We start from the raw sequence: 22,901 nt of genomic DNA, 5'->3' as shown, positions 1-22,901 counted from the left end.
CTCTTTTGGTTAGAACAAGATAAACTTGAGAATCTTCGGTCAAATTTATTGACTCAAAATCAGCTATACTTAATTTAAATGAAACAGCCCTACCCTTATCAAGGGGGGTAGGGGGGATCGGCACCCTCCTTATCAAGGGGGGTGGGGGGGATCGGCACCCTCCTTATCAAGGGGGGTAGGGGGGATCGGCACCCCCCTTATCAAGGGGGGTAGGGGGGATCGATGCCCCCCTTATCAAGGGGGGTAGGGGGGATCGATGCCCCCCTTATCAAGGGGGGTGGGGGGGATCGAACCCAAAATCTATCTTCAATTTAATTATAACCAGCTACTTAACCGCTTCAGAAAAAATGACTAAATTAATCATTCACCGACAGCAACGAGAAGCACAATATTACAGCGAGAATTTAGGGGAAGGGATTAATCTCGACATGATGCTTATCCCTAGCGGTTCCTTTCAGATGGGAACCCCAGATCAAGAAATAGAAAGACTCTGTAAAGAATACGATCGAGACTATTTTCAAAGAGAAAGTCCTCAACACACCGTTAATATTTCAGCTTTTTTCATGGGACGCTATCCCATCACCCAAGCACAGTGGCGAGCGATCGCCGCAACTGCTAAAATAGACATCGATCTAGAACTAGAGCCTTCCTACTTCAAAGAGCCATATCAAGAGCAGGATAGATGGACAAGACCCGTAGAACAAGTAAACTGGGAGCAAGCAACAGAATTCTGTAAACGATTATCAAGGGAAACAAAACGGGAGTATCGGCTACCGAGTGAGGCAGAATGGGAATATGCCTGTAGAGCGGGGACAACAACCGCTTTTCATTTTGGGGAGACGATTACCACAGATTTGGCTAATTACAGCGGAACTGATTGGGAAAGAGACAAAAAAGTTTATCCAGGGAATTATGGAAGGGGACTAAAAGGCATCGATCGAAAACAGACGACACCAGTAGGCTATTTTAAGGTAGCTAATGCCTTTGGTCTGTACGATATGCACGGAAACGTTTGGGAATGGTGTCAGGACGATTATCACCCTAATTATCAAGGCGCACCCACGGATGGGAGTGCTTGGATTAGCAAGAACAAATATACTACAAAAGTGCTGCGGGGCGGTTCCTGGGGCAACGATCCTTATTACTGCCGTTCCGCGTTTCGCTACTACATCGACCGCCGCGACGACCGCTACTACAATTTCGGTTTTCGGGTAGTCTGCGTATTCGGGAGGACTCTGTAACCCTTTTCCTCTTTTTTCCCTTTTTACCCTCACATCTGATAATTTTTAACGCCTACCTACTTAGGGTTTGCTGAAAAAGTACGGGCGAAGCATTCGGGCAATAACCTATCGGTGAAACCGTAGATTTTCTATCCGAATGCTTCGCCCCTACAGGACGCGGGCCGATGAAGACGCAAGGTTTGGAAGCACGATTCTCTGAAAATCTGGCACCTGTTTCACGAGAAAAGCCGCAAAACCCTTACCTTGCCTACATTTCACATTTATTCAGCCAGCCCTACTTAGAACTGGCTGAATAAATCTAAAAACCTTGTTGGGTAAGACTTTTAGACTTTTTTTCTCAAAAAGTGTCAACTCTTGGAGTGATCGGGGAGAAATTTAGGCACTTTTTCCCTGAAAATTAGGTAATTTGCCATCTAAAAATCGACAAAACCCCACACCCCACACCCCACACCCTACACCCTGCCCCCGGGAAAAACTTTTTGCCGCAAACCCTAATTATTGATCAGTAATTCCCAGATTTCTCCCCTATTATTGCCCTGGGAATTAATATTTCTTCGGGCTTTTACCCTTTGAATATTATAATTTTTATATAAATCATCAAAAAAATTATTGTCAGAGTCAAAGTTTTTAAGGTCGGAATTACTTAAAATAAATTTATAACCAGCCTGATCCAATCGATCGATAAATTCTTTTAATCTTATTTGCTCCTCATCGTTAAAATCTTCTTTAGTATAAGAGGTAAAAGCTGATGTTTTTTTAATCGGTTTATAGGGAGGATCAAAATAAAATAAAGTCTTGTTATTGGCATAATTTAGGGTTTGGACAAAATCCCCTTGTAGGATCGTCACTTTCTGTAAATGATGATTGACAGCTAATAGGTTTTCTTCATTGCAGATCAACGGTTTGACATATTTTCCAAAGGGGACATTAAAAAGTCCTTTGCTATTGACTCTATAAAGTCCATTAAAACAAGTTTTATTGAGAAATAATAACAAAACTGTTTTTTCTAGACAGTCATCGCAGCTGCGAGAATTAAATTCTATTCTTTTATCTAAAAAAAACTTTTGTTGTTCCTCTAGATTTTTAAGTTCATAAAAATCCTGCTGAATTTTTTTAAGCTTGACTATTAATTCTTTGACATTATTTTTAATAACATTATAAGCCCTGATTAAATCAGGATTGATGTCATTAATAATGACTTTTTGGACAGAAGAAAAATTATTTAAGACTGAGAATAAAACTGCCCCACCTCCGACAAAAGGTTCAATGTAGTTAAACTGACAATCCTGAGAAATATGGGAATTAATTAAAGATATAATATTGGGAACCAGTTGAGTTTTGCCTCCCGCCCACTTTAAAAAAGGTTTGCCGCTAACTGTTTTCCTTTGAGACAAAGAAGTGGTCATTATTCCTACCAGATTATCCTAATTTATTCAATTTACAGCGCAATTCAAGAAAACCTGAAGGCGGATTTGGGATCAGAAAGGTAAACGGGGCATTTTTTTCAATACTGACTCAATTTGGTTGATTAAATCCAGCAGACGATTGCCATCCACATGAACCTCGCTGGTGGGATAATTGTCGAGGACTTCGATGATTTGAATCTCATTATCATTAATGGCAGAAGTGACTAGGGAACCCCGTAAAGCTTGCCGACTAGCAGCCCGATTGGGGGTGTGGACAATTTCGGCGGCGTAATCTAGCAAACTTTCGCCAAAAAAACTATTAAGAAATTTGGAAAGAAAGACGGCATCCACCGCTACCCGACGATTAAGGATTTTACGGAATTCTTCGGGTTTTTGGTTAGCCATCTTTAATTGTGACGCTAAAGCGGGAGCTAATTCGCCTGTTTCGCTCAATTGCTTTAATTCTGATACCGATACAGACCCTTGGAAGATGTAGTATTTGATGATAGCTGATTCGGCGGCTGACAAAGACTGACAAACACCGAGAAAGATAGATATTCCTAGGGGAAGTAAAAGATTTTTGAACATAAACCAAAGGTGCAAAACAAGCGAAAAGCGATCGGGATGATTGACTCATTCTAGCGGAATTGGTTGCCGCTTAGGAAAAACTTAAGACGGTGTTGATTATCTAGAGATGAATTTTTTAGTCACCCAACTAGGGGCAGAAAGCTGATAGCTTAATGCTAATCACTAATTTACATTCGCGAGAGAGCAGCGATTTTCGCTAGTTTATCTTTTTCCAAACCGTTGAGATCCTCTAGCTTCAACCATCCTTCCTTTAATAGTTGAGCAAAGACAAAAATTAGGGAAGTATAGCGATAGTCATATTTACCATCAATCTGATGTCGTCGGGCGCTTAGATAATCGTGCATTTGCCAGATATCATCTAAAACCGTGATCTGACCAGACTGTTCTTTAATATGTTCTATTAAAGTCCTAGTTTCTCGCTGATAAGCTTTTTGGAAAGCAGTTTGAGCAATTTCTTGTTCGGTATCTGACCAAATTATTTCACTCATAGGCATGATTTTAGTTTTAGGGATGATAATTTTGGGTTTTTGAACTACCTCGACTCTTTTCGCCCACATCTGTAAGAATGATTGTTTAGTTATTCTTACCTAGATCGGAGAAGAAACCGGTGTATTTACCAATTTTTTTAAGTCAGCCTTTTAATTGTATAAAAAAAAGAGTTCACTTGACAAGGAACTCTAATAAGTTTCATCAGAATTTTTAATGATTTCTCTCAGTAGCTATTTAGCCACGGGCAAAGTTTAATAATTCTTTCGGAGAAGCTAATAAATCGATCGCTACGAAGAAAATTTTATTATCAGGAGTTAGGAGGAAGCGCCATGCCATATTCATACCCACACCCGCACCAAACCAGGGGGTTTGTACTTTTCCCGTCACTTTAATCTGAGTAAAACCGTCATCGGCGGGTTCCACTACACCGCATTCGGGGATTAATTTCAAATTTTGGCATTCTTCGCGGAAAAAGCGATATACTGCCTCTTTACCGACGATGGGACGTTGGAAAGGTGGTTGCAGAGCGCCGTCAGGGGTGAATAATTCAATTAATACATCAAAGTCATTAGCGTTGAGGTTGTCCATATAGTTGAGGACGGTGGCATTGGTAACGCCTTCAATGCTAACTTTGGTCCGTTCGGCAATATTTTGGGGAGGAACCACGGGTTCGGAAATACGGTTATAATCGCCCAGTTTCTTCGGATCATAGCCCATATCGACCACACAATTCCGCAGAACGGTGATTTGTTGTCCCGACTCTAATTTTTTAATCCCGTCTAAAACGGCGGTAGCATTAGCAGATAGTTCATAACCCTTGGGAATTGGGGCAACACTGCCATCTTCCATCCATTGTCCTAATTGATACCAGAATCCCAGCTTGATATTAGCAGACCAAGTGCCATAGGTACGACAAATCGGGGTGTCAGCATGGTTGGCTAAGTCGCACATCACCTGCGACTGTTGCAGGGGTGACATCTGCCGAATTTCATTCATGGTTTTTTCGGCAAACACCATACTAGCAGCGCCGGGGGCGGCAACGGTGATGGTTTTGCCCATTTCTAGATAGGCAAACCAAATCAAGGCTAGTTGATCTTCGGTATTCAGCTGATTGAAACGCGCAATCGTGGCAGGAACCACATCCGCTGATAGCGTGTTGGGGAAAATGCTCCGCGCTGATTCGATCGTAAACGGCATAGATTCACCTTGAAGTAAAGTTTTGTATCAATTTACCCCCATTCTATCATATTTGCGCCCCAAGGCAGCACCGATGGAGAAACTTTCCCAAAAAAAGCTGTACTTTAGATCACACTTGCCCGGGATTATCACCAAATCTTAATGGTTGAACAACTGTTCTATCATTTATCTAGGGTTTGCTGAAAAAGTTTTTCGTGGGGCAGGGTGTGGGGTGTGGGGTATGGGGTGTAGGGTTTTTTAGGGGGTCAATACCTAATTTTCAGGGAAAAAGTGCCTAAATTTCCCCCCCGATCACTGCAAGGGCTGGCACTTTTTGATTGACAAAAAGTCTAAAAGTCTTACCCAACAAGGTTTTTAGATTTATTCAGCAAACCTTATCTAGGTTTTGCGGCAGCAACGAGCGATCGCTGTTTGAGGATGATTTTTGCTGCTCTAACTCGTTTTCAACCCGGGAATACTCTTGATGCTCCCTAGTTTTTTCTAGTATTTCTCACCCCGTAGCAGGCCGTAAATTTCATCCGTATAGTCATAAAACTGAGCTTGTCGTTTAATTTTATAATTACGATCTGCGGGTAAATTAATTGTTAATTCCCGTTGTATAGTCCCTGGCCTAGCACTCAAAACATAAATACGTTGAGCTAAAAAAACCGCTTCATCCACATCATGGGTAATCATTAAAATACTACACCTAATTTTTTGCCAAATTTCAATTAAATATTCGTGCATTCTTTCTTTGGTTTGTACATCTAAAGCGGCAAAAGGTTCGTCCATTAATAAAACTTTGGGATGACAGGCAAGAGAGCGGGCGATCGCCACCCGTTGTTTCATCCCACCCGATAGTTCTCTAGGATAAGCATTAGCGAATTGAGTTAAACCGACAATATCCAGATAATAACAGGCCACTTCCCAGCATTCTTTTGTCGATAATCCCTGTAGTTTTAAGCCAAATTCAACATTTTTTTGGATCGTCATCCAGGGATAGAGTGTATAATTTTGAAAAACCATGCCGCGATCGGCTCCTGGCCCTGTCACTTCAACACCATCAACGGTAATTTTGCCGGAAGTGGGCAGCTCTAAACCCGCAATCATTCGCAACAAAGTTGATTTTCCCGAACCAGAGGCCCCGACCGCACAGACAAATTCAGCACTTTCAACGTGTAAATTAATATCTTTTAGAGCGACCACAGCACCTCGTTTAGTGATGAAAATTTTATTGAGTTGAGTAATTTCTAAGTGCATTAAGGTTCTTCTCTTATCATTAAAATAACTTTACTGGTGACAGAATAAACTCTGTTATTGAGTTTTTCAGTTAACGAGTAATTGACCATTTACAAGTCCACTGCAAAAACAAACGAAAACTTAAATCTAGGGCAAAGCCAATAATTCCCAGGACAATTAAACAGGCAAAAATTTCATCGGTTCTCAGAAATTTCTGGGCCAATAAAATCCGTTTGCCTAATCCATTATCGGCCGCCACCAATTCCGCCACCACTACCAAATTCCAGGCGGCTGCCATATTAACACGAAAAGTATCGATAACATTAGGAATAATATAGGGAGTAATCACTTTAAATAAAACCTGTTTTCGAGTTCCTCCAAGGGTATAAGTTACTTCGATCAATTCACGGGGAATGAACTTAACTGCATCCATAATCATCAGGGTATTAAAGAAAATTGTCCCGATAAAAATGAGCATAATCTTTGATGTTTCTCCAATACCCAAATAAATAACCAATAGGGGAATAAAAGCAGGAGCGGGCATATAACGTACAACGCCAATGATCGGTTCCATTAAACTACGAATACTCGGAAAAGTTCCCATTAAAATCCCCAGGGGAATAGCAAACAATCCTCCCAAAAAAAAGCCCCCAACTACTCGTAAAAAACTGGTAATAGTATCTTGAATTAAAAAGCCCTGTTCTGCCAATTTTCCTAAGGCCTGAATAACGGCTAAAGGAGAAGGCAAAAATACGGATTCAATGCCCGCAAAACTAGAGATTAGTAACCAGAAAATAAGCGGGACAATAATAGAGGAAACCATTAAAGTCCATTTGAGGGATTCGGGAATATCCTCGGTAATCCGCCAAAAAGTGCTTTGAGGAAGCGTTTTAGGTGTTGTGGTCATGGGATTTGCCAAAGAAAAGAATAATTTTGATAGCCAATATCACCCAGTTATCAAACAATTCTTGAAGTCAATGATCGAGGGACTAATTAGGTTTTTTTGTCTTGATTTGCCAACGCCTTGACAAATTGGGCATCTAGAATGGTTGTTAGATCGGGGACTTTTTTAATAAAGCCAACTTCCATCATAAAATCAGCCATTTTTTGAGCGGCAAAGGGCATATTTTTCATGGTTTTCCCCGGACTAAAGGCTTCTAAGTTTTCTTCTAAGGTGAAAAACTTCGTTCCCTCTTTATATAAGGCCAATTCTTCTGTGCTAATGCCCGCACGCTTGGCCATAATCTCATCGGCTTTTTGGGGATTTTTAGCCATAAACTCTCGAACCTCAAACCAGGTTTTTACGAGAGCCTGAACCTGTTCTGGTTTTTCTTTGATTAATTTGGCACTGACAACTAACAAATCAGGAATAGCACCTGAAAAAGCTTTAGAACTAATTAATTCTTTAGAACCTTTTCGTTTAAGTGCTGTTGACCAAAAAGGTGGAAAAGCAGCGACTGCATCTACTTTTCCCGATGCAAAAGCGGCGGCAGCAGCCCCTGTTTCCATGGGGACAATTTGCACATCTTTACGGCTCATTCCTTCTTTTTCTAGGGCTAAACTGAGGAGAAAATCACCGACAACGCCTTCTTCGACTGCAACTTTTTTGCCTTTTAAATCTTGAATCGTTTTAATCTCTTCTGTGACAATAATTTTATCATTTCCTGACGAGTTATCATTGACTAAAACAGCAACCTGACCATTCACTGCATCTCCCGCAAAAGCGATTGTATCGTTGAGAGTTTGACTATTTCCATCTAATTGTCCGGCGGCCAAAGCTTGTAAGGATTCAAGATAACCATCAAACCATTTCATTTGAACATTAGCCCCATTTTTAGCAAATAATCCCTCTTCTTCAGCGATCGCCCAGGGCCACCAACCGGCCCAGTTACTATAACCGATGACAATGGGGGCAGTATTACTCAGAGAACTACTTGCATTGGGGGTTTGCTGAGGAGCTTGATTGCAACTAATGGTCAGGAGTAAGCTACTAAAAAAAACGAGAGGTAAGGAGAAAAAATTGCGCCGTTTCATAGGTAATAGCCTTTAGAGATGACAGCTAGTAAAACAGAAATAAATCTCAAAAACTGTTACTGATTAACAATTCAATAACCTCGGAGTATTGACTTGGCTTTTTAGCCAATTTAACCACTCTTCTAAACCTTCTCCTGTTTGAGCAGAAAGAGCGATAATCTTTACATCGGGATTCATAGAACGAACATTTGCCTCTAAACTTTTTAAATCAATCTCTAAATAAGGAGCCAGATCTAATTTGGTAATAATCAGACAATCCGCCTCTTGAAACATAATTGGATATTTGAGGGGTTTATCTTCTCCTTCAGTAATACTTAATAGAGCAACTTTAGCGTGTTCCCCTACCTCAAATTCGGCGGGACAAACTAAATTTCCCACATTTTCCACCAACAATAAATCAAACTCTTTGGGGTTATAATCTTCTTGGAAACGATGAATTCCCCCAGCTACCATTTTGGAATCTAAGTGACAGGAGCGACCCGTATTAATGGCAATCACGGGAACTCCATATTGTCTCAGGCGCTCTGCATCTAGTTCTGTAGTCATATCACCTTCAATAACAGCCATTTTTAATTGATCTTTTAAGGCTGCGAGGGTTTTTTCCAATAACACAGTTTTACCCGCACCAGGACTACTCATCAGGTTTAAACAGGTAATACCCCACTCGTCAAAATGTTCCCGGTTGTGATCGGCTCCTGCTTGATTGGCATGAAGTAGATTAATTTCTAGGGCCGCGTCAAAAGTTTGGTGCATTTTAGTTGAGAATGAATAATTGATCATCGAACTTTTATAAGCGATCGCCCAACTTTGTTTAAGAATCTAAAGAATATTCAATGTGGTCAATTTTTAACTCTCGACCTGAACGAATATCCTCCATCGGCGATCGACAAGTTGGGCAGGAATATTGCTGGCCAATTTGGGGTTGATAATCCTTTTGACAGCAATGACAATAAGCAATTAGGGGAATATTTTTAATCGCTAATTCCACGCCAGCCAGAAAAGTATTGGCAGTTTGAACTTCAAAGGCAAATTGTAAACTGACTGGTTCGACACAGGTAAATTCACCAACCATGAGATGAATTTTTTCAATTTTGAGCTTTTCAGGTTGGCTATCATACCAATCTCGAACTGTCATAATTAACGCCTTGGTCATATCAGTTTCGTGCATAGGAAATTACTGCCAGGGTTCGTCAACGGCCAGATTGGCATCAGGATGAATATAATAGGGCTTTTCTTTACGCGGTAATTGACCTGAAATAACCAGATGGGCCATGGCATCACAAATAACACGGGTAGCCATCAAAGAGGTCATATCACTAATATCGTAGGGAGGGGAAACTTCCACCACTTCCATGCCACAAATGGGAGCTTTTTGGATAATTTTACCCAATAAAGCTAAGGCTTCACGGGGTAATAAACCCCCCGGTTCTGGCCAACCTGTACCGGGGACAAAACCGGCATCAATGCAATCAATATCAAAACTAATCCAAACGCAATCCGTACCATCTAAAGCTCGTTCTAAGGCAAATTCGGCGGCCGCATCAATGCCTCGTTCTACAATGTCGGTGACGGTCAAAATATTAGTGGCCCGCTCGCGGCAAACTTTAACACCTTGACGGGGAACTTGCCAACCACCAATCCCTAATTGGACGAGATTTTTAGCAGGAGCATTTTTCATATTGGTGGCATGAAACCAGGGGCAAGTGTGCATCCGTTCATCTAAATCCGTTTCCTGGGTATCCACATGGCGATCAAAGTGAATAATACCAACTTTTTTATTCCCTAAATGCCGACAAATACCCCGCACTGTCGGAAAACCAATAGAATGATCACCCCCTAAAATAATCGGCAAGGCACCGGAACTAAAGACATGGGCAACCCCTTTAGAGATTTGATCAAAGGACTTTTCATTATTAGCAGGAATGGTGAAAATATCCCCTAAATCACAGAGCGTAATTTGTTCGCGCAGATCTACCCCTAATTCAAAATTGTAGGGCGTATAAAGGGCCGAAATCCGCCGAATTCCCTGGGGTCCAAAACGAGTTCCGGGTCGGTAAGTTGTCCCCGAATCATGGGGAACACCGACGATGGCCACGTCATAATTGCCCACATTCCGCACATCTTCCAAATAGGGGGCCTTCATAAAGGTGTTAATTCCCGCATAGTGGGGTAACTCACCCCTGGAAAAGGTGGGAATACTGCGATCGCGAATACTATCGGCCGCCTCTAAACCGTAGGTTAACCCCTGGGAAACTTCCTGTTGCCAACCGGTTAGGGGCAAATGGCGTTCTTTTTCTAGGGCCTGTTGAGCTTCAGTTACATGAGGGGGTTGAAAAGTAGATTCCTCGGACATCATTTTACCTCAAAATACAATAACCCGGGAGTCTTCAAAGACACTGCCTCAAAACAGTTATCCTTAAAGTCTCCCGGGCTTTTATCCCGCCGTGTAGCCAGCTTAGACGGAAAAAATGTTTGATCCGCTCATTTAAGACTAGCTTGCTCCTCTCGGACCTGACATTTAAGGACGCTTAAATCGGAACCCTAGAAGCAATTTTCTTGACATTAGACGATCTCAATCCCAAAAACAGTATCATAGACTACACAAAAGGGGATTTTTTCCCGCTTAAATATGGTTTGCTGAATAATTAGGTGGGTATTAAAAACTTTCAGATGCCCCCCTTATTAAGGGGGGATTAAAGGGGGGACTAAGGGGGGATCGGCATCCTCCTTATCAAGGGGGGCTAGGGGGGATCGAACCTAAAATCCATTTTTAATTTAATTATAACCAGCTACTTATATAATAAAAAGTATCTCCAGAGAATGATTTTTCCTGTCTCTATGCAACACCCCTCTCTGACTCGCTTTGAACCTGCGACTACTCTTGATGAAATCCATTTAACTATATCTCCTGAACCCCTATTAACTCAGAAGGAAATAGATGCTTTTTATCGAGAAGAAATGAATAAAGTGAGAGGGGAAGATAAAATTCAGCGTCTAAAATTAGGGTTAAAACGGGTCATAGATACGCAACAATATTACAAAGCCTGTTTAATGGGACACACGGGGGTAGGCAAATCGACAGAATTAACTCGTTTAATTAATGATCATGAGATTAAACAGCATTTTGAACCCCTGCGATTTAGTGTTTTAAGTGAACTCGATGCGATTAATTTCAGTCCCCTTGATGTGTTTCTCTTTATGGTGGTGGAAATTGTTGAGAAAACCGCTAAAATTTCTCGACAACCCAGTGATGAAAATTTACAAAAGCTTTGGGATTGGTTTAGTTCTGAAGAATTTACCCGCAAGGAAACCAGAGAAAGTCAAATCAAAACGGAAGCAGGAGCGGGAGTAAAGGAAGATTCTTTCTGGAATAAAATTCTCGGACTTTTTGCCTCTCTCAAGGGAGAATTCCGGTTTGCTTCCTCGCGAGAGAAAAAAGTTGTTGAATACCGTCTTTCCCGTTCCAGAGATTTAATTAATATTGCTAATCAACTCCTGAAAGAGTGTAATCAGAACTTACAGGAAACTATGCAGAGAAGCTGGTTAATTATTGGAGAAGACTTCGATAAAGCTGGTGTTTCACAAGAAGCGGTCAGGGATTTATTTTTAAACTATTCTAACATTTTCAAAGATTTAGACATTCACATTATTTTTAATATTCCGATTGGATTGTATAATTCATCTCCTGGGATTAACCTCACTTTTGACCATAATCTCCTGATTCCCGATACTCCAGTTTTTTGCCAAAAAGATCATACTCCTAACCAAAAAGGACGGGAAGCGGTTAGAAAAGTTTTAGAAGCAAGAGTTAAATCTAATTTATTTGAAGATGGACAAATAGAGCGGGTTATTATTGCCTCTGGTGGCAATATCAGAGATTTATTTTATTTAGTTAGAGAAGCTTCTGATGAGGCAATTGTCAATCAACAAAATCTGATCATGTCTAGTCATATTAGCAGGGCAATTCGCAGTTTAAGAACAGAATATGAAAGACGTTTAGGCCAAAATCCTTATGATATCGATTCTGTTAGTTATGGGGATAAGGTATTATTGTTAAAACGAATTTATGATGCTAATCCAGAAGCACAAATTCCCAATGAGATATTATACGCTTTATTAAATGATCGAGCGATTCAAGAAGTAGATGGAGACGGGGAAAGATGCTTTATGGTGCATCCCCTTGTGGTTGATATTTTAAATGCTCAAGGTCGTATTCCTACTGGTCCCGATGGAGGTGTCCCCGGTGGTACATCAAGTTAATCAAACTAATCAATCGGAGTTAGAACCGGGTACTATTTCCCATACGGCAGCTCGTTTGCTATTGTGGGGACGAAGACCATCTAGAGGTTTAGCTAGGGTGGAATTTTATGATGAGTTTTCCCGTCAGCAAGTAGTTAGAGAATTAGAGAATAAACTGCAAGAACAAGGCATTATTTTTCAGGAAATTGTCTTACCAAGATGGGAAAAACCCTCTTTTGTCTTGAACTTCTTGTTAACACAATTGGCAGAATTGGAGTCGGGAGTAGTATCAATTACTGGTTTTGAAACCGCTTTTAGTTCTGATGTTTCCCTAGTAGATGCCTTGCAATTAATTAATTTCAATCGAGAAAATTTAGCTCGCTTTAATCTCCGACAAATTTGGTGGATGAATCATGATTTTACTAACAAAGTTATTCGGTATATGCCAGATTTAAATTCTTGGTTTTTCCTGCGGTTATTTTTAACAGAAAATTCAACCCAAGCTACCAACTATAATCAGCTATTTACCGATAAAAATACCGTTCATGATCCCTATAATTTACCAGGAACAGCAGTTAACTTTGTTGGTAGAGAACAGGAATTATCCCGGATTCATCAAGCTTTTCAGCAATCTTCCCCAATTGTTTTAAGTGGGATGGGAGGTTCGGGAAAAACTGAATTAGCTTTACAGTATGCTTGGCAACATAAAGGGGATTATCCTGCGGGTATTTGTTGGATAAATGTCCTTAACAGTGACCCCGGTTTGGCTATTTTATTTTTTGCCAGAGAATACCTGGGTTTAAACATCCCCAATCAGGGAACCTTAAGTGAACGAGTGCGTTACTGTTGGCAAAATTGGCCCGAGGGAAATGCTTTAATTATTTTTGATGATGTGCGTGACTACGACCAAATTACATCTTATCTACCATCAGGAAAAGAATCTCGTTTTCGGGTTTTAATTACCACTCGCTTTAGTTACTTAGGGGTATCGCTATCAACGATAAACTTAGATGTTCTCACAGCAGCGCAAGCTTTAGATTTACTGCAAACCTACTTAGGAAAAGAACGTCTAACCGCGGAGTTAGAGGCAGCCAAGCAACTTTGTCAGTGTTTAGGATATTTGCCTCTAGGATTACAATTACTAGGCAGTTTTCTGAGACAAGCAACCACTGAAACTTTAGCAAATATCAAGGAAAAATTCCCCAAAAAAGGCTTAAAATATCTCAACTCTGATAAGGAGGAAGTCCGCAGTATTAAAACAATTCTCGATCTCAGTTGGCAACTGTTAGAAACAGAAGAACAAAAATTAGCTCTTTATCTCAGTTTATTTGCTTCGGCACCTTTTCCCAAGCACTTAATCATCAGTTTATTTTCTGATGAAGCTAAAGACGAGATAGAAAAATGGTTAACCGATAGCTTGGTTAAGCTTAATTTGCTGAAATCTTTAGGCAATGAATGGTATCAACTGCATCCCCTCATCCGTCTTTATCTACGGGAAAAATTAGAAGGTTCCGAGATAGCCAATACCGCAAAAAGTCGTTATTGTACGGTGATGACAGATACATCGAGAACAGTCCCCCAAACTCCTACTCTAGATATTATTCAAAATCTGACTCCCTTAATTCCCCATATTGAACAAGCTGTCAGGGAATATCCAGAATATATCGCTGATAAGGATTTAGTTTCGTCCTATACGGGTTTAGCTCGTTATTATGAAGGACAAGGATTGTATGCTATTGCTGAACCTTACTATCAAGATTGTTTAACCGCAACTCGAACCCGCTTAGGAGAAAATCATCTCGATGTGGCAACTTCCCTCAACAATTTAGCACTATTGTACTATTCTCAAGGCAGGTACACAGAAGCGGAACCTCTCTATCTAGAAGCATTAGATTTGAAAAAACGACTATTAGGAGACAATCATCCCTCTGTGGCAACTTCCCTCAACAATTTAGCACTCTTGTACTATTCTCAAGGCAGGTACACAGAAGCAGAACCTCTCTTTCTAGAAGCATTAGATTTGTATAAACGACTCTTAGGAGACAATCATCCCTCTGTGGCAAGTTCCCTCAACAATTTAGCATACTTGTACCAATACCAAGGCAGGTACACAGAAGCAGAACCTCTCTATCTACAAGCATTAGATTTGAGAAAACGACTCTTAGGAGACAATCATCCCGATGTGGGAACTTCCCTCAACAATTTAGCAGCATTGTACCGTTCCCAAGGCAGGTACACAGAAGCGGAACCTCTCCTTCTAGAAGCATTAGATTTGTATAAACGACTCTTAGGAGATAATCATCCCTCTGTGGCAACTTCCCTCAACAATTTAGCAGGATTGTACGAATCCCAAGGCAGGTACACAGAAGCGGAACCTCTCTATCTAGAAGCATTAGATTTGAGAAAAAGACTCTTAGGAGACAATCATCCCCATGTGGCAACTTCCCTCAACAATTTAGCAGCATTGTACGAATCCCAAGGCAGGTACACAGAAGCAGAACCTCTCTATCGAGAAGCGATTAAGATTGCTACCCAAGTATTAGGAGACAATCATCCCCATACCCAAACAATTATGGAGAACTATAAAACTATGTTGTCGCAACTCCGGCAGGCAGAATTAAGATGAGTTAGAGTTTAAATGCTTGGGAAAATAGGGTTCGCAGGCGCACGGCTTTTCTATTATGAATATAATATCATGTCAAGAGGCTTTTGTCAAGAGAAAATTTTGACAACATCCAGAAAAACGTAGCCTATTGTAGGGGTAATTCATGAATTACCCCTACACCTATTACCTAGTCCAGTAACCCACCACCTAATCATCGACTATGATTGGAATGATTGAATGATGGACTATGATGGAATTAATCACTGATAACTGATGACTGATTACTGATTACTGATTACTGATAAAGCTATGACACTCAAAGAACAACTAATTAAAGAAATCGAGCAGACACCTGACACCCTTTTGACTGAATTACTTGACTTTTTGCTCTTTATCAAAGAACGACATACTGCAATAGAAATTACAGAAGAAGAGCAAGCTAACATAATCGCTTCTGAATCAGCTTATCAAGCAGGAGACTATCTAACCCTCGAAGAATATGAGGCAACTCAAGCGTGAACTACAGAGTTATTATTCCGAAACCAGTTCAAAAACAACTAAACAACTTACCCAAACAACAACGCGAACGCTTAATTACTGCCATTAGACTACTTACCGATACACCTCGTCCTAGCGGAGTCAAGAAACTCAAAGGATATGATGAAACCTACCGAATTAGAATAGGAGATTATCGCATCATTTACAAAATTCAAGATCAAGAAATGCTGATTATCATATTGAGTAGTATTCATCGAAAAGATGCTTATTGAACCTCTCAGTAGGTGGGTGGAGTGAGAACTATAAAACTATGTTGTCGCAACTCCGGCAAGCAGAATTAAGATGAGTTAGAGTTTAAATGCTTGGGAAAATAGGGCTTGTAGGCGCACGGATTTTCCATTATGAATATAATATCATGTCAAGGGGCTTTTGTCAAGAGAAAATTTTTCTGACCCGGAAGGAATTCAACCTAGATAAAAACTGAGGATCAGAGCCACTAAAAAACTCATTAACAGGCATAAAATTCCGAAATAAAGGACGATTTTAGCACGGAAAGCTGATAGGAGGAGGATAAAAGCTTTAATATCAATGAGGGAAGCGACCAGTAAAAAAGCTAGAGTGGAACCCACGGACAGATTAGTAATTAAAGAACCGGGGACAAAAGTGCTAAGACTGGCATTAACAGGGAGAGTGAAACCAAAAAACAACTGCACGAGAATTTGAGTAGCGGGAGTATTCCCCCAGGCAATTAATTGACTCTGAGGTAATAATAACTGAAAGATACTAGCGATCGCACAGCCAATAATTAATAATCCCCCTAATTCCAGCGCTTCATCGATAAAGTTATCGAGAAATAACTGCACAGAAATTGGCCAAGCTTGCCTATCTCTAGTTTTATACTCATAAACAAGACTGCCGACTCTTTGTAGGGGTTGACTGGCTGCTTCCTCCGGTAAAAAACTACCGGAAAGAACTAAACTCGATTCTAGGGGAATTTCGCTATCGGTGCGGGGTTTTTCCCGATAGAAACTAAAGAGAGTGCCGATAAAAATTGCCATTAACCAGACCGAAAGCGATCGATAGAAGAAAATACTAGAATAGGTGAAAGTCTGCCAAGTTAGCCAAAGAGTGACGATATTTAGGGTAGGTGCAGCGGTGAGAAAGCTAAACACCACCCCTGGGGGTACTCCCTCTAATAAGAATCTTCTAGCGACGGGAATCGTGCCGTATTGTCCGACGGGTAGGATTAATCCGATTGTACTGCCAACGATCGCTCCTAACAGTCGATTACGGGGAAATATCGCCGCTAATCGCTGTTTATTGACGAAAACCAGCAAAAAACTGGAAACGGCTGTCCCCAAAAGTAAAAAGGGAAGCGAGGTCAAGACTAAACTAAGAAAAAAAGTAACGGCGATAGAAATTTGATTCATGAATAGGGTTCAAGATCGGAAGCTATCCTACAAAATAGCAGATAAGGTAAAAAGTAAGTAGTCCTGCCAAATTAATTTCTTGGTTAGGATAGGCACTCATGCAAAAGGCACTCATGCAAGATGCAACAATAGGTTAGTTTGTTGAAATCAAAAATTAAAAAGAACGTAAAGCGATTAATTGTGCTTCAGCTTTATGAAGGGATTCTAACCATTCTTTTTCGGGATCACTATCGGCAACTATTCCCGCTCCCACCTGTCCCCAAACGGTGTTTAAATTCCCTTGAGCAGTCATTAATAGGGTACGGATGAGAATATTCAAATCTAAATGACCCCGTAGGTCAATATAGCCACAGGAACCATAGAATAAATTGCGTCGCACCGGTTCCAATTCTTCGATAATTTCTAGACAACGAACTTTCGGACAACCGGTAATTGTTCCCCCGGGGAAAAGAGCTTTAATTAAATCAATAGCATGATACTTTTTATCTAATTTTCCTTGAACATTACTGACCAAGTGCATAACGTGACTATAACGCTCGATCGTCAGTAATTCATCCACATGAACCGATCCCCATTCACAAACTCTACCTAGATCATTACGTTCTAGATCCACTAGCATAATATGCTCGGCCCGCTCTTTTTTATTAGTTAATAGTTCCTCGGCTAATTGTTGATCGAGTGCCTCGGTTTTACCCCGGGGACGGGTTCCAGCGATCGGTCTAGTGCTGGCTATTCCCCTTTCTAATTTTACCAATCTTTCGGGAGAACAACTAATCATTTCTCCCCAAGGGGTGCGCCAATAACTGGCAAAAGGAGAAGGGTTAATCTGTTGTAAACTGCGATAAATTTGCCATCCTTTTGCCCTGGTTCTGCTTTGAAATCTTAGGGATAAATTTGCTTGAAAAATATCACCTTTTCTGATATAATCTAACGCTTTTTTAACAGCTTTTTCGTAGTCGAGTTGAGAAGTATAAAAGATTAAGGGAGAGGGATGGGGATCGATAAACTCAAAATCGGGGTTAGTGGTTAAAGATTGTTCGTATTTATCTAAATCTTCGGGTTTAGTGGCAGCTAACCAGAGAATTTGTGCTTGGTGATCGAGAATGGCAAAACTATCCGGTTCATACCAATAAGCGACGGGAAAAGGGAGACTATCAGCTTTCCTGTCCGGTAATTTTTCTATCTCCCAAGCTAAATCGTAGCCTAACCACCCCAACCAACCGCCATGGAAGGGAAGATGATCGGGAAGATGATCACATCGGGTTTGGGGGAGTAAACTGCTTAAAAAGGGCAAAATTTCCCCTAATGCAGGGGTCCAAAGCTGACGCGGGGAACCAGCACAAAGAGAGTAACGGGAGAGGGAATTACCCGGATAGGGACTTTCTAGTAAAGTAGCGATCGCATCTTGGGAGAATAAGCAGGCAAAAACCTCGGAACCAGTGCGCTGATGCAGAGGAAGCGATCGCCAATGCCATGCTAAAGGTTTTTGCATCTAAAATCGCGGGCCAAAATAGCTGGGAAATTGGGTATAACTAGGGTTTGCGGCAAAAAGTTTTTCGTGGGGGTAGGGTGTAGGGTGTGGGGTGTGGGGTGTGGGGTTTTACCCATTTTCAGGTGGTCAATTACCTAATTTTCAGGGAAAAAGTCCCGGAATTTTCCCCCCAATCACTCCAATGGTCGGCACTTTTTGAGGGAAAAAAAGTCTAAAGACCTTATCCAACAAGGTTTTTAGATTTATTCAGCCAACCCTAACTAGGGTTTTGGTGTTAGTTGTGGGGGAGTTGCTCTTTCCTATCTGCTAACACCTATTATCTTAGTCCTAAATGTTTGCTGCCTCCTAATTATCCCCGATAATCGAGGTCAATTTCTTTAGAACCGCCGCGCTGTAATTGGCCTAATAATTCCCCTAACTGACTCCAAACCAAACCACCAATAAAGATAGTCATGGGGAGAGAGATAGCGTAGGCAACCCAACCATTGAGAATAAATATATCTAATCCCGAGGCCAGGAAAAGACAGATTCCTACACAAATACCAATAAAAGGAATTTGTAAGGAACTGGATTTTAAAAGATTTTGATCGTCTGAACCCTTATTTTTATACCAATTGTTAACCACTTGCTTGAGACTAGCTTCAAAAGCGGCCCCGCAGGTAATACCGATAAATAAACCGGCAAAAACTAGAAAATAGGGCGGTTGGGGCAGAAAATAATAATCCATAGAAAAAGTGATTAACCGATGATGACCTTAAACACTTTAACGCGAACTGGTTTCTCCCGGAAGGACAGCGGCCACACCTTGGGACGATAATTCCCGAAAAGCGCTCATGGCCACATCCAAGAGTCGCCGCGGTTGCAATTCTCCTTGAATTAAACCCCAGAGACGTTGTACTTCGGCAGTATGGAGACGGTCATCTTCCGTCAAAGCTAATAGCAATTGACGACGCAGATAACGACCTTCTTCCGAGAGAAGAAAAGTGATGCCTAATTGCGCTGTGGGCAGTAAATCGAAGTTGCTTTCCGAGCGAGCCATTGTAATCATGTTTTCTAGGCGTTGCCACTGGAATTTACCGTTTTTGAACAGCACATCCAGTAAACGCCGCCGCAGTTGGGGCGATTCCCCGGTCAGGAGACGTTTAGCAACGTAGGGATAGGCTACTTGGACGATTTTGAAGTTAGGATCGAGGGTAAGGGCCACCCCTTCTTGGGTGACGAGGGAACGAATAATCAGGGCGAATTTGGCGGGAATCCGGAAGGGATATTGGTACATCAATTCGGAGAAATCATCGGTAATAGTGCGGAAATTGAAGTCACCGACCCTTTGACCGATGGCATTGCCTAAAACCCGTTCTAGAGCCGGAATAATTGGTTTTATATCCGTTTCTGGGGTTAAAAATCCCAGTTTGACAAAGTTGGCGGCTAGGTTTTCGTAGTCTTTGTTAATTAAATCGACGACGCAACTAGCGAGGGTTTCTTTAGTTTCCTCCTCTAACTGGTCCATCATGCCAAAATCGATATAGGCCATGCGACCATCAAAGGTGGCGAAAAGATTACCCGGATGGGGATCAGCGTGGAAAAAGCCGTGTTCGAGGAGTTGCTGTAATCCAGAGGTGACGCCGATTTTAACGATATTATTGGGGTCTAATCCTAAAGCTTTGATATTCTCGGTATCGGTGAGTTTATAGCCATCAATCCATTCCAGGGTGAGGACGCGGCGACCACTATAACGCCAGTAGATACTGGGAACTTTAACTTCGGGGTTATTTTGGAAGTTGGTGGCGAATTTTTCAGCGTTGCGACCTTCGTTTTGATAGTCGATTTCCTCAAAGAGTTTGGTGCCGAATTCATCGACAATCAGGGTGAGGTCATGGCCGAGATTGAGGGGTAATAAACGACCGAATTTTTGGGCAGCCCAGCGCATTAGGTATAAATCGAGGCTTAAAAGCGCCCGCAGCCCCGGTCTTTGCACTTTAACGGCTACTTCTTCGCCGGTGGGTAGAATAGCTTTATAAACCTGTCCTAAACTAGCGGCAGCCACGGGGGTGGGGGATATTTCTCGATAGGCTTTTTCTACAGGCATTCCCAATTCTGTCTCGATAATGGCAAAAGCAATGTCGTTATCGAAGGGGGGAAGTTGGTCTTGCAGTTTAACTAATTCGTCTAAAAAGTCTTTGCGAACGAGGTCGGGACGGGTAGAGAGAGCTTGACCGACTTTGATGAAGGTGGGACCCAAACGGGTGAGAATTTGCCTAAGTTCGCTGGCACGCTGGTATTTATTGGCTTCTTCTTGCTTTGTCCATTTGTCCCAGAGGAGACTGAGGAGAAATAATCCTAAAGACCAAGTAATCACGAAAGCGCGACCGAACAATTGCCAAGGTTTGTAACGGTATTGTTGAGCGATCGCTTCTGCACTGTAAGGAATGAACTGTGTTTCTTCTCGTTTCCGGTCAGTTTGACTGTCTTGATGCCGACTCACTAGCTAATCTCTATATATCTTACGCCACTTGATATTGTATCTAAGTTCCTGACATCAGTATACAAAACTACACATTATTTAATAATTGTTATAATTCCCTGAGAAATCATAAGTATTTATAACTAGACTGCCGGGGAAATTCTCGGCTAGTGGATGTCCTCAAGTACCTGATGGATATTTTCAACAAGCTGTTCTATAAAGTTAACGGCATCATTAACCATATTTTCATCGATATTCCAGCGACTACCAATGCCATAACTCGGGCTTATATCAGCTTCGTGGGCGATTTTGTTCCTTCGATCAACAATTATGCTAAGTTGGCTTTTAATATCTTTGGCTGGTTTATTTAGTTTGCTGGCCACTTCTTCCCACAATTTCTTGGCTGAAATTAATCTAATGGCCTCCGCTATCTTGTCCGGTTGTTGAAAGCTTTTATATCTGAGGTTTTCTCTAATTTCAGTCTCTAGCCAATAATTACTATTAAGTTTGTTGGTGAGGAGATTTTCAATCATTGGTAGTACCTCGGAAATTGAGCGAGATTCTTGACCAAAAAAAGAACCGTAGTTTTGTTGAATTTCGTTCTCTAACCAAGAGCCAATACTAATAGCTATCAATCGTTCTTGTCGTGCGCCATTCAAGGAGACTTGAAAACGAGAAAAGGCAGATTGAGAACTGTTAGGAGTGGGAGAAGGTTCTGAACGTTGGCCTCGATAAATTTCTAGCATTCCTAGAGTAACCACTTCGTGAATATAATAATCTAAAGCGCTCACAGTCAGGACTAAAGCGGCTCTGAGGATATCCGATACATCTAGGGCCGAAGTAGTCTGAGATTTGAGGGAATTGTGGATAGCGATCAAGTCACGAACGCGGGCAATGCTAAGGCGAAATTGTTCAATTGCTAACTGCATAAATCTCGGAGGTAAGACCGATAACTTTGTCTGCTAAGTCAGAAAAAATCTTTTTAAAGTCCTCTTGTTTGTCTTGGGCTTGATCTAACACTGTACCTTGCCATCCTAATTGTTCAGCAGTTAGCGCAAAAACGGGCGTTTGATGCTCTTGAGATAAGGCAATAAGACTATTAAAATCAGGTATTTTTACTAGAGTACAGCAAGCCGGTACACCATTCTGATCGTAGATAAATTTCGGTAGCATCATGCCATTTTTCCCTAGGGCTGGAATCATTTTATTGCCGATATTTTCCTCGATTGTGTTAATCCAGTTTTCAAAGGCTTTTGTTTCTTTTCCACGAATAATTCGATAGTTCTGAACAATAGTTCCCAAAAAATGTAGGTTAACTTCGGGGAAGGGATAGTTGGCGGTTTTGAGAATTGGTAAAGCACTAGCTGCCTTAGCCCATTGGTGCCACTTAGGCAAGATTTTAGTTAAAGAATCGATAGCCATAACCGAGAAAAAATCTGGCGTGGTTGGCACAATAAAAAAGTTGCTGGTCATCAGTATATTTTGATTGATTGACCCCAAACTGGGACTCATATCGATTAAAATATAGTCAGCTTGAAATCTTTCGGCAGTTTTGTCTAATAAATATGTAATCGCACCGGGGAGATTTTTTAAAGCCTGAATTGACCCACTAAGTTCTTGAGCAATACCTAGGGTAACTTCATATTCAGCCAACCCCACATGACCGGGCAATAGAAATAAACGATCACGACCATCAATAGGAATACAGTCCACAGCTTCAATTAATCTCGGTTGAGACTCAAAAGCAGGCGCTAAAGCTGTTTTAATATTAGAGTAAGTATTGTAGATTGCTTGTAGTCTTTCCTCCCTATCTTCACTTTCATTATTCAAAGCCATACCAGTTAAGTTACATTGGGGATCGGTATCGACAATAATTACTCTTTTGCCCTTCTCAGCAAGCATCCAACCAAGGTTAAAAGTGGTTGTAGTTTTGCTCACTCCACCTTTATGATTAAAAAAAGCTATTTTTTGCACCATGGCATTAATTATATTTGAAGATTGTT

General features: G+C 41.2%; 22 protein-coding genes, 1 pseudogene and 1 riboswitch. Of the genes and pseudogenes, 6 read left to right on the top strand and 17 right to left on the bottom strand.

The genetic code is table 11. The features are described 5' to 3' along the window. Positions 1 to 347 precede the first annotated feature (347 nt). Positions 348 to 1,241 carry a formylglycine-generating enzyme family protein gene (locus O9332_RS12130; protein ID WP_002760943.1) on the top strand — a complete coding sequence of 298 codons (894 nt, stop codon included), beginning with the start codon at positions 348 to 350 and terminating at the stop codon, positions 1,239 to 1,241. Between the two features lie 491 nt (positions 1,242 to 1,732). Here the strand turns inward: O9332_RS12130 and O9332_RS12125 are convergent, their stop codons facing one another. The 4 genes from O9332_RS12125 to O9332_RS12110 form a co-directional block, all read right to left on the bottom strand. Further along, on the bottom strand, positions 1,733 to 2,647 hold the full coding sequence (locus O9332_RS12125) for a DNA adenine methylase (protein ID WP_002760941.1): 915 nt from the start codon (positions 2,645 to 2,647) through the stop codon (positions 1,733 to 1,735). 72 nt (positions 2,648 to 2,719) lie between these two features. Further along, the gene (locus O9332_RS12120; RefSeq protein WP_002760940.1) at positions 2,720 to 3,235 is read right to left on the bottom strand and encodes an alpha/beta hydrolase; all 516 of its coding nucleotides are present in this window, start codon (positions 3,233 to 3,235) and stop codon (positions 2,720 to 2,722) included. Positions 3,236 to 3,402: 167 nt separating this feature from the next. Next, positions 3,403 to 3,729 carry a fluorescence recovery protein gene (gene frp / locus O9332_RS12115; protein WP_502846461.1) on the bottom strand — a complete coding sequence of 109 codons (327 nt, stop codon included), beginning with the start codon at positions 3,727 to 3,729 and terminating at the stop codon, positions 3,403 to 3,405. 229 nt (positions 3,730 to 3,958) lie between these two features. Further along, positions 3,959 to 4,921 (bottom strand): orange carotenoid-binding protein, encoded by a 963-nt coding sequence (locus O9332_RS12110; RefSeq protein WP_002760936.1) that lies wholly within the window; start codon positions 4,919 to 4,921, stop codon positions 3,959 to 3,961. A gap of 176 nt (positions 4,922 to 5,097) precedes the next feature. Between O9332_RS12110 and O9332_RS28415 the strand changes: the two are divergent. Beyond that, a pseudogene (locus O9332_RS28415) lies at positions 5,098 to 5,279 on the top strand (hypothetical protein). Between the two features lie 122 nt (positions 5,280 to 5,401). Here O9332_RS28415 and O9332_RS12105 read toward each other — a convergent pair. From O9332_RS12105 to O9332_RS12080, 6 genes are all read right to left on the bottom strand, one after another. Then, positions 5,402 to 6,160, bottom strand: coding sequence for an ABC transporter ATP-binding protein (locus O9332_RS12105; protein ID WP_288025745.1), 759 nt, complete (start codon positions 6,158 to 6,160; stop codon positions 5,402 to 5,404). Between the two features lie 70 nt (positions 6,161 to 6,230). Next, complete coding sequence (locus O9332_RS12100; protein ID WP_002760933.1) at positions 6,231 to 7,046, bottom strand: ABC transporter permease; 816 nt, start codon at positions 7,044 to 7,046, stop codon at positions 6,231 to 6,233. 86 nt (positions 7,047 to 7,132) lie between these two features. Beyond that, positions 7,133 to 8,173 carry an ABC transporter substrate-binding protein gene (locus O9332_RS12095; protein ID WP_288025742.1) on the bottom strand — a complete coding sequence of 347 codons (1,041 nt, stop codon included), beginning with the start codon at positions 8,171 to 8,173 and terminating at the stop codon, positions 7,133 to 7,135. A gap of 63 nt (positions 8,174 to 8,236) precedes the next feature. Then, positions 8,237 to 8,926 carry a hydrogenase nickel incorporation protein HypB gene (hypB, locus tag O9332_RS12090; RefSeq protein ID WP_288025740.1) on the bottom strand — a complete coding sequence of 230 codons (690 nt, stop codon included), beginning with the start codon at positions 8,924 to 8,926 and terminating at the stop codon, positions 8,237 to 8,239. A gap of 58 nt (positions 8,927 to 8,984) precedes the next feature. Then, entirely contained in the window at positions 8,985 to 9,341 is a 357-nt protein-coding gene (gene hypA / locus O9332_RS12085; protein WP_002760929.1) for a hydrogenase maturation nickel metallochaperone HypA, read from the bottom strand. Positions 9,342 to 9,347: 6 nt separating this feature from the next. After that, positions 9,348 to 10,526, bottom strand: coding sequence for an agmatinase family protein (locus O9332_RS12080; protein ID WP_069474976.1), 1,179 nt, complete (start codon positions 10,524 to 10,526; stop codon positions 9,348 to 9,350). 68 nt (positions 10,527 to 10,594) lie between these two features. After that, a riboswitch (guanidine-I (ykkC/yxkD leader) is annotated at positions 10,595 to 10,729 on the bottom strand. 282 nt (positions 10,730 to 11,011) lie between these two features. Here O9332_RS12080 and O9332_RS12075 point away from each other — a divergent pair. The 4 genes from O9332_RS12075 (at position 11,012) to O9332_RS12060 (ending at position 15,787) form a co-directional block, all read left to right on the top strand. Then, on the top strand, positions 11,012 to 12,433 hold the full coding sequence (locus O9332_RS12075; protein WP_002734686.1) for a hypothetical protein: 1,422 nt from the start codon (positions 11,012 to 11,014) through the stop codon (positions 12,431 to 12,433). Further along, a complete protein-coding gene (locus tag O9332_RS12070; RefSeq protein WP_288025763.1) occupies positions 12,402 to 15,038 on the top strand; it encodes a tetratricopeptide repeat protein in 2,637 nt (878 codons plus the stop codon). Before O9332_RS12075 ends, O9332_RS12070 begins: the two co-directional genes overlap by 32 nt. Before the next feature lie 288 nt (positions 15,039 to 15,326). Further along, complete coding sequence (locus tag O9332_RS12065; protein ID WP_002760925.1) at positions 15,327 to 15,536, top strand: hypothetical protein; 210 nt, start codon at positions 15,327 to 15,329, stop codon at positions 15,534 to 15,536. Further along, positions 15,533 to 15,787, top strand: coding sequence for a type II toxin-antitoxin system RelE family toxin (locus tag O9332_RS12060; protein WP_002746390.1), 255 nt, complete (start codon positions 15,533 to 15,535; stop codon positions 15,785 to 15,787). The genes O9332_RS12065 and O9332_RS12060 overlap by 4 nt, the downstream gene beginning before the upstream one ends. Positions 15,788 to 15,979: 192 nt before the next feature. Here the strand turns inward: O9332_RS12060 and O9332_RS12055 are convergent, their stop codons facing one another. From O9332_RS12055 to O9332_RS12025, 7 genes are all read right to left on the bottom strand, one after another. Further along, entirely contained in the window at positions 15,980 to 16,945 is a 966-nt protein-coding gene (locus O9332_RS12055; protein WP_288025737.1) for a permease, read from the bottom strand. Positions 16,946 to 17,099: 154 nt separating this feature from the next. Beyond that, a complete protein-coding gene (locus O9332_RS12050) occupies positions 17,100 to 18,437 on the bottom strand; it encodes an anthranilate synthase component I (RefSeq protein WP_002760922.1) in 1,338 nt (445 codons plus the stop codon). Continuing rightward, entirely contained in the window at positions 18,422 to 18,553 is a 132-nt protein-coding gene (locus O9332_RS12045) for a hypothetical protein (protein WP_288025734.1), read from the bottom strand. The genes O9332_RS12050 and O9332_RS12045 overlap by 16 nt, the downstream gene beginning before the upstream one ends. A gap of 233 nt (positions 18,554 to 18,786) precedes the next feature. Then, positions 18,787 to 19,164, bottom strand: a complete 378-nt coding sequence (locus O9332_RS12040) for a hypothetical protein (RefSeq protein ID WP_002734118.1) — start codon at positions 19,162 to 19,164, stop codon at positions 18,787 to 18,789. Between the two features lie 36 nt (positions 19,165 to 19,200). Beyond that, positions 19,201 to 20,919: an ABC1 kinase family protein gene (locus O9332_RS12035; protein WP_002760921.1), complete on the bottom strand. Its 1,719-nt coding sequence runs from the start codon at positions 20,917 to 20,919 to the stop codon at positions 19,201 to 19,203. A gap of 146 nt (positions 20,920 to 21,065) precedes the next feature. Next, a complete protein-coding gene (locus O9332_RS12030; protein ID WP_288025731.1) occupies positions 21,066 to 21,827 on the bottom strand; it encodes a HEPN domain-containing protein in 762 nt (253 codons plus the stop codon). Then, the gene (locus O9332_RS12025) at positions 21,811 to 22,875 is read right to left on the bottom strand and encodes a ParA family protein (RefSeq protein ID WP_353853429.1); all 1,065 of its coding nucleotides are present in this window, start codon (positions 22,873 to 22,875) and stop codon (positions 21,811 to 21,813) included. The genes O9332_RS12030 and O9332_RS12025 overlap by 17 nt, the downstream gene beginning before the upstream one ends. Positions 22,876 to 22,901: the final 26 nt, after the last annotated feature.

The organism is Microcystis sp. LE19-10.1B, from assembly GCF_027530565.1.
GTDB lineage: Bacteria > Cyanobacteriota > Cyanobacteriia > Cyanobacteriales > Microcystaceae > Microcystis > Microcystis aeruginosa.
Note: the sequence above shows the minus strand (reverse complement) of the source record. Positions and strands in the feature narration are given on the sequence as shown.